Source organism: Dactylosporangium sp. NPDC050688 (assembly GCF_040654515.1).
In the GTDB taxonomy this organism is placed as follows: Bacteria; Actinomycetota; Actinomycetes; order Mycobacteriales; family Micromonosporaceae; genus Dactylosporangium.
Window position 1 is genome coordinate 1 of record NZ_JBFAIC010000134.1, and the last position, 11680, is coordinate 11680.

The following is an 11680-nucleotide window of genomic DNA, read 5'->3' on the forward strand; positions in this document are numbered from 1 at the left end:
GCCGGACTTGATCTAGACACTCAAATCCTCGCAGGCCAGGTGCACCTTCTCTGCATCAACCCCCACCGATGACCAACCCGCCTGAATAGCCGAGGTCGGCCCGCTGTGCGTCCAGGGCGGCGCCGAGCGCCGGATCACCGCGGCGAAGCCGCGCGGTCTGCTCGCCGTCCTGCTGATCAACGCCAACCAGGTCGTGAGCCTCGACCATCTCGTCGACGAGCTGTGGGGCGAGCGCCCGCCGCCCACCGCCTGCAACCTCGTGCGGCAGTACATCTCCCAACTGCGCAAGCTGCTGGCGACCGGGCCACCGGGCGGGACGCACCTGCGTACCCACGCCGCCGGGTACATGCTGAGCCTCGGCGGGCACAGTCTCGACGCGACCGAGTTCCGGCACCTCGCCCAGGACGCCCGGGCGGAGCTGGCCGCCAACCGCCCGGCACAGGCCCGCGAGACCCTCGCCCGGGCGCTGGGACTGTGGCGCGGGCAGGCGTTCGCCGACGTCGCGGTGGGCCCGTCGGCGGCGGCGGAACGGGTGAGCCTCGACGAGGTGTACTCCAGCGTCCGTGAGCTCAGCGCCGAGGCGGACCTGGCGGCGGGGCACGTCAGCGAGGCGATCTGCGAACTGACCGGCCTCACCGCGCGGTTCCCGTTGCACGAACGGCCGTACCTGTTGCTGATGCGGGCGTTGTCGCAGGCCGGGCGCAACGCCGACGCGCTCGCCGTCTACCGCTCGGCCCGCACCACCCTGGTCAACGAGGTCGGGCTCGAGCCCGGCCGGGAGCTGCGCGACGCCGAGCGGCAGATCCTGGCCCTGGCCGGCTGACCGTCCGGCACCCCGACAGCGGTGGCCCCGTCCGCACGGACGGGCCACCGCTGTGCTGTCCGCAGGGCGGGCACGGACCGCGGAGAGCGCTGACCGCAAAAGGGCGCGGCCGCTACACCTCGGCTACACCCGCGCTGCGGGGCCGGCTACACGCGGCGCTGGAAATGTCGGTGCCACGACGTTCCGACTCCGAGAGGGGCAGCGCAGTGATGCGGGAGATGCTCAAGTCGAAGATCCACCGGGCCACGGTGACGCAGGCCGACCTGCATTACGTCGGGTCGGTCACCATCAGCGCGGACCTCATCGAGGCCGCGGGCCTGCTGCCGCACGAGAAGGTCGACATCGTCGACATCGACAACGGCGCGCGGCTGTCCACGTACGTCATCGAAGGGCCGCGTGACTCCGGCGTCATCGGCATCAACGGTGCCGCCGCCCGGCTCATCAGCCCCGGCGACCTTGTGATCATCATCGGGTACGCGACGGTGACCGACGCCGAGGCGGCCGAGCTGCGCCCGTCGGTGGTGTTCGTCGACCGCGACAACCGCATTCTCGCCCGCGGCGACGATCCGGCCGAGGCGATCCCCGGCACCGCCACCGTCCGCGGCGACGTCCTCGTCGGCCAGGTGTGACATGACCGCCGTCGTGCACGCACCGGACACCGCCGCCGCACCGCTGCTGCGCTACTACGACGAGCTGCGCGCCGTCATGGCCGACGTGCGCGCGGCCCGCCCGCCGGCGTCGGGCCGCCCCGCCGACTTCGCACCCGACTTCGACCTGCCGGAGCTCACCCCGGCGCTGCAGGCGTTCCTGGAGGCCGGCCAGGTGCGCGCCGCGCCGCTGGGCTCGCACCGCGACATCCGGTTGACGCTGCTCAACCTGATGGGCAACCCGCGGACCAGGACCACGAAGACCCTGGCGTCGCTACTCATGATCGCCCGCGCGGTCGCGCACATCCAGCGCACCGGCGAACGGATCATGATCCTGACACCGTCGTCGGCGAACAAGGCAACGGCGCTGCGCGACGCCGTGCTGCGCGCGGTCGAGCACGGCCTCGTCGGCCCCGACGACCTGCGCATCGCCGTGGTCGTGCCGGCGGCCTCCAGGCCCAAGCTGTGGGCGTCGCCGCTGTCCGGCGATGCCGGGCTGGCGGCCCGCAACCCGGTGCTGTGCCTGCCCGGACCGGACCGGTCGGCGGTCAAGACGCTGGCGCGCGAGGTCGTGGACGGCCACGCGGAGGCGCTGCACGCGCTGACCGGGATCCGGCTGTGGTACTCGCTGGACCTGGACAACTACCGTACCGCTGACGCCGCCCGGGCCATGTTCGAGCGCGACGTCTCCCCGGCCCGCCCCGGCGACACCCGGCTGCACGCACACGCGGTCTCCAGCGCCTACGGGCTGCTCGGCCACCACCTCGGGCACACCGCGATCGGCGCGTCCGGGGACCCGAGCTACTTCCTGGTGCAGCACCTCGACACGCCGGACATGGTGCTCAGCCTGTACTTCGGTGAGACCGACCGCTCGTACCTGCCGCGCTACACCTACCGGGCCGCCGACGGGCTCTACCACCAGGACACCGACCCCCGGTTCCCGGCCACCACGTTCGACCCGGACGAGGTGCTCGACCCGACGTTCTACACCCACCGGCCGCCGACGTCGGCGGAGATGAACCGGCTGATCCGCACCGGCGGTGGCGGCGGGATCGTGGTCTCGCTGCACGAGTGCCTGCAGCGGTACCCCGCGCTGCGGACCCGCTTCGCCGACGCCGGCGTCGACCTGCCCGCGGACCCGCGGCGGCTGCGCGAATGGTCGCTGGTCATGGCCGCCACCGGCGTGCTCAACGCCATCGACCGGGGCCTGATCAGCGACGACGAGGTCCTGCTGCACGGCTCCGGCTCCTACGGCACCGACGACTTCGACCCGATGCCCGACGCGGCCGTGCAGACCGTGCGCAGCGCGTGCGACGTGCGCAGCGCCGTGTTCTACGCCGCGCTGGCGGAACAGGGCCGGGCCCGGTAGAGAGGGGACGTCGGTGGCCACAGTCACCAGCACCACCACCGCCGCGACCACCGCCGCGACCACCGCCACCACAACCGGCACCGAACCGATCGCGCCGGCGTGGGCGGCCCGGCTCGCGTACGCCTGGAACAACAGCCCGTCGCGGGCGGCACGGGTGGCCCGGCGATGCTGGGACGGCCGGGGGCAGGCGCTGCCGCTGGTCCGCTCGGACAGCACCAGCGGCGAGGTGAGCATCGCCTACGCCGGGCTGCCCGTCGGCGAGATCAACCTGCTGCAGCTGCTGGAGCACCAGCGCGACGCGGTGGCCGGGCCGACGGCGGCCCGGACCCGCTCGACGGTGCGCTGGCGCGACCTCGAGGCGGGCCGCTGGCCGGACGCCGACCTCGTCGTCGTCGGCGCCGAGGCGCACCGCACGGCCCGGCTGCCCAGCGACCGCGCGCTGCTCGCCCCGTTCCGCGTCCATCTCGTCGTCGACGTCGCCGCCGACCCGCAGGAACAGCAGCAGCGCATCTCCAAGCGCGAGCGGTGGGAGTTCCGCCGCAACCGCAAGCGCTCCGGCTGGACGCTGGAGGAGGACCCGTCGCCGGCCGCGCTGGAGTTCTTCTACCACCGCATGCACGTGCCGACGATGCGGCTCCGGCACGGCGAACGCGGCCGCAGCGAGCAGCTGAGCGTGGCCCGCGATGCCGTGCTGCGGCACGGCACGCTGTTCTTCGTCCGCCAGGGCGACCAGCGCGTCGCCGGCGCGCTGTGCCACCGCTCGGATGCGGGCACGCTGACCACGCGGCTGCTCGGCGTGCTGGACGGCGACCCGGCGCACTACGACAGCGGCGCGTTCAAGGCGGTGTACCACCTGCTGCTGGAGTGGGCCGGCACGCACGGCGTGTCGCAGGTGGACCTGTTCGGCACCGAGGCGCTGCTCAGCAAGGGCATCTTCCAGTGGAAGCGCAAGTTCGCGCCGCGGGTGGTGCTGCCGCCCAACCATTTCGCGACCAAGCGGATGTACCTGCGGGTCGTCAACGACACCCCGGCGGTGCGCGACTTCCTGGTCGCCAACCCGCTGCTGGCCCAGGCCGGCGCCGGGTTCGAGCCGCGGTACTTCACCGACGCGCGGCGCCCGGCCCGGCTGCAGGTGAGCGCCCAGTGCCCCGGGCTGCCCGAACCGCGCATCGTCGACCTCGACGCCTGGCTCGGTGCGTCGTGAGCCGCGACGGGCCGGTGTCGATCGCGGTCATCGGCACCGGCGAGTTCGCCACCGTCCTGTGCCGCGCCCTGGCCACCGCCGGGCTGCCGCCGGCCAGCACCGTGCACGTCATCGGCCGGACACCGGGAGCCGCCGAACGTGTCTGCGCTGCGGCCGACGCTGCGGCCGGCCCGGTGGCCGTGGACGCGGCTGCGGCGTTCCGCCCGGTGCACGCCGAGATCGGGCCGACCGCCGACGTCCGGGGACTGCTGGCCCGGCTGCGGCCCGGCGTGGTGGTCCTGTGCGCGTCGCTGCAGTCGCCGGCCGAGTTCCGCGGCGACGGCAGCCGCTGGGCGCAGCTGGTCCGCACGGCGGGTTTCGCCGTTACCCTGCCGCTGCAGGCGGCCCTCGCCGCGCCCGTCGCCGCCGCCTGCGCCGACGTCGGCGGCGACCGGCCGGTGACCTTCGTCAACGCCTGCTTCCCGGACGCGGTGAACCCGACGCTGCACGCCCGCGGCCTGCCCGTCCTGTGCGGGCTGGGCAACGTGGCCTCGCTGGCCGCGGCGGCCGGCGCTGCCCTCGACCTGACCGACCCCGCCCGGCTCAAGATCCTCGCTCATCACGCGCACCTGCACCGGCCGCCCCACGAACGGCTGGAGGCCCGGTGGTGGGTCGACGACGTCCCGCACGCGGACGTGGGGACGCTGCTGGAGGCGGCCCGCGGATCCCGTGGCCGGCTCAACAACCTCGGCGCGACGGTCGCCGCCGGGATGGTGCGCGCGCTGGCCGTCGGCGGGGAGTGGACCGGCCACGCGCCGGGCCCGCTCGGCCTGCCCGGCGGGTTCCCGGTCGAGATCCGCGACGGCACGTTGACCCTGCGCCTGCCGCCCGGCGTACCCCTGACCGCGGCGCTGGCGTGGACCGCCGAAGTGTCCGCGCTCGACGGCGCGACGGTCGCGCCCGACGGGGTCGTCCGCCTCACTGACCAGGCCCGCGGGGCCCTGGCGGCGCACCTGCCGGGCCTGCCGGCGACCTTCGCACCCCAGGCGCTGCCCGGGCTGTGCACCACCCTGCTGGAGCTGCGCGAGCGGCTGCGCGGGCAAGAACCCGAGGAGTCGGCATGACCGCACAGGATCTCGTCCAACGCCACCGCGCGGCGTTCCCGCGCTGGGTCGGCACCTACTACCCGGACCCCATCGCCCTGCGCACCGCCGAGGGCCGGCACGTCACCGACCACGACGGCCGCCGCTACCTCGACTTCTTCGGCGGCATCCTGACCACCTCCGTCGGCTACGCGATCCCCGAGATCCGCGACGCCGTCGCCGCGCAGCTGGCCACCGGCATCGTGCACACCTCAACGCTGTACCTCATCGAACCCCAGATCGCACTGGCGGAGCGGCTCCGCGCGATCGCCGGCGTGCCGGACCCGGTGGCGTTCTTCGTCAACTCCGGCTCCGAGGCCAACGAGACCGCGCTGCTGGCAGCCGCCTGCCGCAGCGGCAGCAACCACGTCGTCGCCCTCGCCGACAGCTACCACGGCCGGACCTTCGCCACCAGCAGCGTGTCCACGCTGGCCGGCTGGCGGCCCAGCCCGTTCGGCCCGTTCCGGGTCACGGTCGCGGCCAACGGGCGCGCCGACGGTGACGGCCCCGCCCCGTCGGTCGAGGAGTGCGCCGCGGACCTGCAGCGGCGGCTGGACGCCGACCGTGCTCCGGTCGCGGCGCTCATCGTCGAACCGGTCCAGGGCCTGGCGGGCTTCCACGGCCTGCCGCCGGGGCTGCTGCACGCCTACCGCGAGGTGGTCGCGGCCCGCGGCGGCGTGCTGATCTGCGACGAGGTGCAGACCGGCTGGGGCCGCACCGGTCGGGACTGGTGGGGGTACCAGGCGCACGGCGTCACGCCCGACGCGATCACCTTCGCCAAGGGCCTCGGCAACGGCCTGGCCATCGGTGGCGTCGTCGGTACCCGCGAGCTGCTCGACAGCATCGACGGACGGACGATCTCCACGTTCGGCGGCAACCCGCTCGCCGCGACCGCCGCGCTGGCCACGGTCGACTACCTGCTGGACCACGACCTGCGCCGCTGCGCCCGCGACCGCGGCGACCAGCTGGTCGAGGGCCTGCGCCGGCACGGCGGGCATCCGGCGGTCGGCGCCGTCCGCGGCTACGGGCTGATGGTCGCCGTCGACGTCGTGAACCCGGCGACCGGGGCGCCCGACCCGGCCGGAGCACAGCGCGTACTGACCGCCGCGCGCGACCACGGGCTGCTCGTCGGCCTCGGCGGCCGGTCCGGCAGCACGCTGCGGCTCGCGCCGCCGATGACCGTCACCGCCGGCGAGGTCGACACCGCACTGGACTGCCTGGACTCGGCGCTGCACGCCGCGGCGCCGGTCCCCGCCGGCATCTGAACACGGGAGGACACACGATGCACACCGAACTGCTCACGACGCTGCTGGACCAGCTGTCGGCCGAGGACCGCGACAACGTGCGCCGCTGCACCCGGCGGCTGTCTGCGTCCCTGCCGAAGCCGGCACCGGGGGACAACGTCGTGCTGGTCGCCTACGGCGGCGGCAAGGACAGCTCCTACACCGTCGCCTTCGTCCGCGCGATGCAGCTGACCCTGCTCGCCGAGACCGGCGCGACGTTCACCCTGCGGGTCGCCACCAACCGGCAGGCGGGCATGCCGGACGCGGTGATGCGCAACATCGACCGGGTCTACACCGCGCTCGGCCTGTACGGCGACGACCGCTGCGAGCTGCTGCTCGTGGACGCCGACGAGGTCCGCCCGTTCGACGCGGACCTGCCGCACTCACCGACGGTGCTGGCGCGCAACCGCACCGACGTGCTGCTCACCGGGCACCGCACCGCGGCCGACGCCCGCCCGACGTTCTGCAACGCCTGCAACCTCAGCATGGTCAACGCGTTCGGGCTGGCGGCAGCGTACCGTGGCGGCGTCGAAGTGATCGTCACCGGCGACTCGCGGCAGGAGCAGCGCGCCTACGTGCTGTGGGTGCACCGGCTGGCGCGGCGCTTCGGCTCCCGCGGCGCGACCGGAACGCCGGGATTCAAGGGCTTCCTGCACGCGCTGGACGACCTGTCGCAGACGTACTTCACCGACATCCACGGCCCGGGCCCGGCGGTCAGCGCACGGCGGATCACCTCCGCGGTCCCCGCCGAGCTGTGCTTCTTCTCCATCTACGACGAGACGGAGTACAGCTCCGGCGACCACTGGCGGCTGCTGACGGACTTCCTGGGCTTCGAGTTCGACGAGCTCGCGTTCAGCTTCACCGAGTCCGACTGCGCGAACCCGGCGCTCATGGCCCACCTGCGGGCGCTGAAATGCGAGCGGTTCTACGGTCGTGACTACGTGGAGGGCCTTGCCGAGTACGTCGACTTCGCCATCGACCTCATGCACCGCAAGGAGTTCCCGCAGGTGCTCGTGGACACGATGGCCGAACGGTACCGCGCGCCGGGCGCCGCGGAACGGCTGCGCGCCCGGATCAACACGTTCGCGTGGGACTCCTACCGGCTCACCGAGCAGCAGCTGATCTGCATGGTGTACGCACCGTTCGCCGGGCAGGGCCGCGAACTCGACCGGTTCGTCAGCCGCGAGCACCCGACCGCGCTCGGCCGCCTCGACGACCTGCACGCGGCACTGGCCGGCGCGCCCCCGTCGCGGCAGGACGCCGAGTTCCTCACCGGCGTCAGCGGCCTGGACCTGGAGCAGCTGCGCACCGTGTACCGCAGCCCGGTACCAGGACGTCCGAACGGCGCCGCCGACGGCTCGATGCTGGAGGCCATCCTGGCCGGCGACCCGCACAAGGCGGTGATCAGCACCCGGCACGCGAGCGCCGGCCCGGCGGTCGCCGAACTCATCTCCGGCCGTTAGGAGCGCATCGTGTGCCGACTGATCCTGGCCCGCGGGCGGTTCGACGTCGCCGAGATCGTGCAGGCGGCGCTGGGCATGAGCACCGGCGGCACCGCCGACCACGAAAGCCCCGTCAAGTGCCACCCGAACGGGTGGGGCGCGGTGTGGCGGGACCCGGCCGAGCCCGGCACGCTGCGGGTGCACCGCGACCCGCGCACGATGGCCGACAGCTGGTCCGCGGGGCCGCTGTGCGCCGTGCGGGCCGACGTGCTGGCCATCCACGTGCGGCACGCGACGCTGCCGCACACCATGGGGGAGCGGTTCACGCACCCGTTGCAGCGCGCCGGTGAGGCGATGCCCTGGTACTTCATGCACAACGGCTTCCTGCCGACCGTGCACCGCAGCCTCGGCCTGCCCGCGTCGCGGTTCGACTCGGCGGAGTACTTCGACTACCTCGTGCCGCCCGGCTCGGCCGCCATCGCGGCCGCGGAGGCACTGCGCCGGCTGCGGGCGATCCCGCCCGGCGGCAGCTCCGGCAACGCCGTCGTGATCAACCCCGATCGCTCCTACGTCGTGCACTGGAGCCCGCCGGGGACCCCGTACCCCCGCTACTTCAGCATGCACCGGCTGCGCCGCCCGGGCCTGGACGTCGTCGCCTCTGAGGTCATCCCCGCCCTCGGCAGCGGCTGGACGCCGCTGGACGCCGACGTGGTGCTGAACCTGCCCCACCCGCCCTTCACAGGAGAGGAGCACGAGCATGGCACCCGAACCGACGTGGCCGCGGGTCGACGTTGACCTGGGCAATGAGGACGCCGACCCGGTTCTGCTGCGCCGACTGGTCCTCGGCGACGTCGCCGTGGTCCGGCTGCGCGGCCTGCTGCCGGCCGAGGAGTTCGACCGTAACCGGGCCGCGCTGCGGCGGATCTTCGCGACCGCGACGACCACCCGCTACGCCAACGGCGCGCTGACGACGATCGGGCCGTACCTGGCGAAGTACCTGGACCGGCCGGACGAGTACTTCGCCGACGCCCGCGCCGCGCAGGACCGCCTCGACGCGGTCGGCTTCGACCTCGCGGCGCAGGTGCGCACGGCGCTGGTCAAGGCGTTCGGGCTCAACAGCCTCGAACCGGCCCGCGAGCCGGGCGCCCGGGTGCACGGCGAGGCGGTCGTGCGCGTGCACGCCGACGGGGTCAGCAACCCCCTGCACAACGACAACATCATGCGCGACGCGGCGGGCACCGAGCTCACCCTGGCCGAGCTGCGCCACCAGCTCAGCTGCGTGGTCTGCGTCGAGGAGTGCGACACCGGCGGCGAGCTGCACATCTACCGCAGGCCGTGGCAGCCCGACGACGAGCGGTTCAAGGTGCCCGGCCACCTCGGCTACGAGGCCGCCGTGGTCCAGGGCGCGCCGCGGCACGTCTTCACCCCGCACGCCGGCGACGTGTACCTGATCAACCCGACGAACTATCACGAGATCGCGCGGGTCGGCGGGGCCGACCGCACCACGCTGGGCTTCTTTATCGGCTTCGACGACGACGCGCTCACCGACGGCGTCGTCTGGGGCTGACCGGCCCGCACGATCCTGCCTATCGATTCCGTCAAGCGACCCGACTCCGGAGGTTCCCGTGTCCTCGTCACCCATCAGCATCCTGTCGCAGACCGACTTCAACGGCGACCCGCTCGACCCGGACCTGCTGCGGCGCACCTTCGCCCAGCTCATGGACGAGCACGGCTACGTCCTGATGGTCAACGTGCCCGACGACTTCGACCAGGTGAAGTTCTGCCGCTCGCTGGGCTCGTTCGTGCCCAACTACACCGGCGCCGTCGTCGGTGACGTGCGGCCCGAGCCCGGCATGGACGACGTCTACCACGCCGGGAACACCCGGCCGCTCACCCCGCACTCGGAGGGCTACGACTTCACGGTGGTGCCGCCGCGGTACATCGCGCTGTGGTGCGTGTCCCCGGCCAGCGGACCCGGCGGGGAGACGACCCTGGCCGACACCGCACCCTGGGTCGCCGCCCTCTCCGACGACGAGCGCAGCTTCCTGCTGGACACCGAGTTCGAGTGGAAGACCACCGAGGGCGTCAATCGGCTCGGCCTGGACCTGCACACCAAGCACCCGATCCTCGAGGAGCACGAGAAGGGCATGATCGTTCGCTTCTCGTGCAACAACCTGCTGCGGGCCGACGACGACCCGGTGGTGGCGATCCAGGACCGGTGGCGGGACAACTTCTACGACCACCAGATCGCCATCGACTACCACCGCAACGACGTGCTGGTCTGGAACAACTGGCGGCTGCTGCACGCCCGCAACGCCTTCACCGACCGCAGCCGGCACCTGCGCCGCATCCAGGTCGCGGGCTGAGGTCCGGGCCGATGAATCCGTCGGTTGGCCCCGCGACCGCGTCGGTTGTCCCGGCGGCGGCGTCGTTCGTGCAGGTCGGCGCGACCCGTGACGGGCTGGACCCGTATCTGGACTGCGCCCGGCGCCGTGGCCTGCCGGCCGTGCTGGTGGAGACGCCGGAGTACGTGAGCTGGCGGGCCGCGCTCGGCCGGCGCCCGTTCGACGTCGAGATCGGCGTCGCGGAGCCGGCCGACGCCGGGCAGGTGTCGGCCGCCCTCGCCGCCCGCGGTGTGCGGCCCGTCCTCGTGCTGACCGGGTTCGAGCGCTACGTCCGCAGCGGCTTCGCGCTGGCCGGTGCGCCGTTCGTCCCCCCGGACAAGCTCGCGCAGCGGGCCGCACTGTCCCGCGCGGCGCCGTGGATCGCGCAGCCCGGGCACGTGCGGTTCCGGCCGGGCCCGCAGTTCGACGACGCCCTCGCCGCCATGCGGTTTCCGCAGGTGGTCAAGCCCAGCGACGGCGGTGGCGGGCTGGGCGTGCTCCTGGCCCGCGACGCCGCCGAGCGGGCCGCCGCGCTCGACGCCGTGCGGGCCACCCGCAACTACGACGGCGGGCCGTTCGCCGACCTGCTGGTGGAGGAGGTGATCACCGGCACCGAGTACTCGATCCAGGGCCTGGTGCACGGCGGGGCCGCGCGTGTCCTGACGGTCTGCGAGAAGCTGACCGCCCACGAGCCGGTGCCCGGCACGGCGCTGACCGGTTTCCGGGAGCTCGGGCACATCGGCACGCACGGCGCGTTTGCCGAACCGGCGCTCGCCGCGCTCGCCCACGACTGCGTCGCCGCCGTCGGGTACCGCGACGGGCCGTTCCACGTCGACGTCATCGGTGGCGAGGGTCGCTACGCGTTCGTCGAGATGGGCTTCCGGCTGTCCGGCGGCGGCCTGGTCGGTCTGGTCGCGAAGGTCACCGGGGCCGACTGGGCGGAGCTGACGTTCCGGACGCACCTCGGCGACGGCCCGGTGCGCCTGCCCGACCCGCCCGACCCGCCGGTGGTCGTCGGTCAGGCGACGCTCGCCGACGACGGTGAGATCGCCGCCGCCGAGCAGCTGCGGCACGACGCGGTCGCGCCCGCCAGGGCCGCGCCGGGGACGCGTGCCGTGGCCCGGACCAGCGTCGAACTGCACCGCGCCGGCCGTCCACCGGCCGGGCCGCCCGCCGGCGACGGGGCGCGGCTGGCGTCGGACCGGGCGCGCCACGTCGGCGTCGGCAGGGTCGTCATCCGCGGTGACCTGCCCGACGTGCGCAGCGGCCTGCGGCGCTGCGTCGCCGGCCGGCTCTGAACCGGGCGGTCGCCCCACGGCGACCCCCCCGCCCCCAAGATAGGCTCCCCCGCCACACGCCCGGGCGGTTTGACCGGCAATAGCACGAAAATACACCCGCCCCGCGCGG

11 protein-coding genes are annotated in these 11680 nt (G+C 73.8%); all 11 read left to right on the plus strand.

Annotation, left to right across the window (positions count from 1 at the left end; all coding sequences use genetic code 11):
- Positions 1 to 157 precede the first annotated feature (157 nt).
- The 11 genes from AB0H83_RS50725 to AB0H83_RS50775 all read left to right on the plus strand — a co-directional run bounded on the left by AB0H83_RS50725 (position 158) and on the right by AB0H83_RS50775 (position 11571).
- A complete protein-coding gene (locus AB0H83_RS50725) occupies positions 158 to 823 on the plus strand; it encodes an AfsR/SARP family transcriptional regulator (protein WP_360110915.1) in 666 nt (221 codons plus the stop codon).
- A gap of 206 nt (positions 824 to 1029) precedes the next feature.
- Positions 1030 to 1452, plus strand: a complete 423-nt coding sequence (panD, locus tag AB0H83_RS50730; protein WP_360110885.1) for an aspartate 1-decarboxylase — start codon at positions 1030 to 1032, stop codon at positions 1450 to 1452.
- Position 1453: 1 nt separating this feature from the next.
- Positions 1454 to 2839 (plus strand): DUF6002 family protein, encoded by a 1386-nt coding sequence (locus AB0H83_RS50735; protein ID WP_360110888.1) that lies wholly within the window; start codon positions 1454 to 1456, stop codon positions 2837 to 2839.
- Positions 2840 to 2852: 13 nt separating this feature from the next.
- On the plus strand, positions 2853 to 4043 hold the full coding sequence (locus AB0H83_RS50740) for a hypothetical protein (RefSeq protein WP_360110891.1): 1191 nt from the start codon (positions 2853 to 2855) through the stop codon (positions 4041 to 4043).
- A complete protein-coding gene (locus AB0H83_RS50745; RefSeq protein WP_360110894.1) occupies positions 4040 to 5146 on the plus strand; it encodes a potassium transporter TrkA in 1107 nt (368 codons plus the stop codon). The genes AB0H83_RS50740 and AB0H83_RS50745 overlap by 4 nt, the downstream gene beginning before the upstream one ends.
- On the plus strand, positions 5143 to 6429 hold the full coding sequence (locus tag AB0H83_RS50750; RefSeq protein ID WP_360110897.1) for an aminotransferase class III-fold pyridoxal phosphate-dependent enzyme: 1287 nt from the start codon (positions 5143 to 5145) through the stop codon (positions 6427 to 6429). The genes AB0H83_RS50745 and AB0H83_RS50750 overlap by 4 nt, the downstream gene beginning before the upstream one ends.
- Before the next feature lie 17 nt (positions 6430 to 6446).
- A complete protein-coding gene (locus tag AB0H83_RS50755; RefSeq protein ID WP_360110900.1) occupies positions 6447 to 7910 on the plus strand; it encodes a hypothetical protein in 1464 nt (487 codons plus the stop codon).
- 9 nt (positions 7911 to 7919) lie between these two features.
- Positions 7920 to 8684, plus strand: coding sequence for a class II glutamine amidotransferase (locus tag AB0H83_RS50760; RefSeq protein ID WP_360110903.1), 765 nt, complete (start codon positions 7920 to 7922; stop codon positions 8682 to 8684).
- Positions 8647 to 9456 carry a hypothetical protein gene (locus tag AB0H83_RS50765; RefSeq protein WP_360110906.1) on the plus strand — a complete coding sequence of 270 codons (810 nt, stop codon included), beginning with the start codon at positions 8647 to 8649 and terminating at the stop codon, positions 9454 to 9456. The genes AB0H83_RS50760 and AB0H83_RS50765 overlap by 38 nt, the downstream gene beginning before the upstream one ends.
- Positions 9457 to 9514: 58 nt before the next feature.
- A complete protein-coding gene (locus AB0H83_RS50770; RefSeq protein WP_360110909.1) occupies positions 9515 to 10255 on the plus strand; it encodes a TauD/TfdA family dioxygenase in 741 nt (246 codons plus the stop codon).
- Between the two features lie 11 nt (positions 10256 to 10266).
- Positions 10267 to 11571 carry an ATP-grasp domain-containing protein gene (locus AB0H83_RS50775; protein ID WP_360110912.1) on the plus strand — a complete coding sequence of 435 codons (1305 nt, stop codon included), beginning with the start codon at positions 10267 to 10269 and terminating at the stop codon, positions 11569 to 11571.
- Positions 11572 to 11680: the final 109 nt, after the last annotated feature.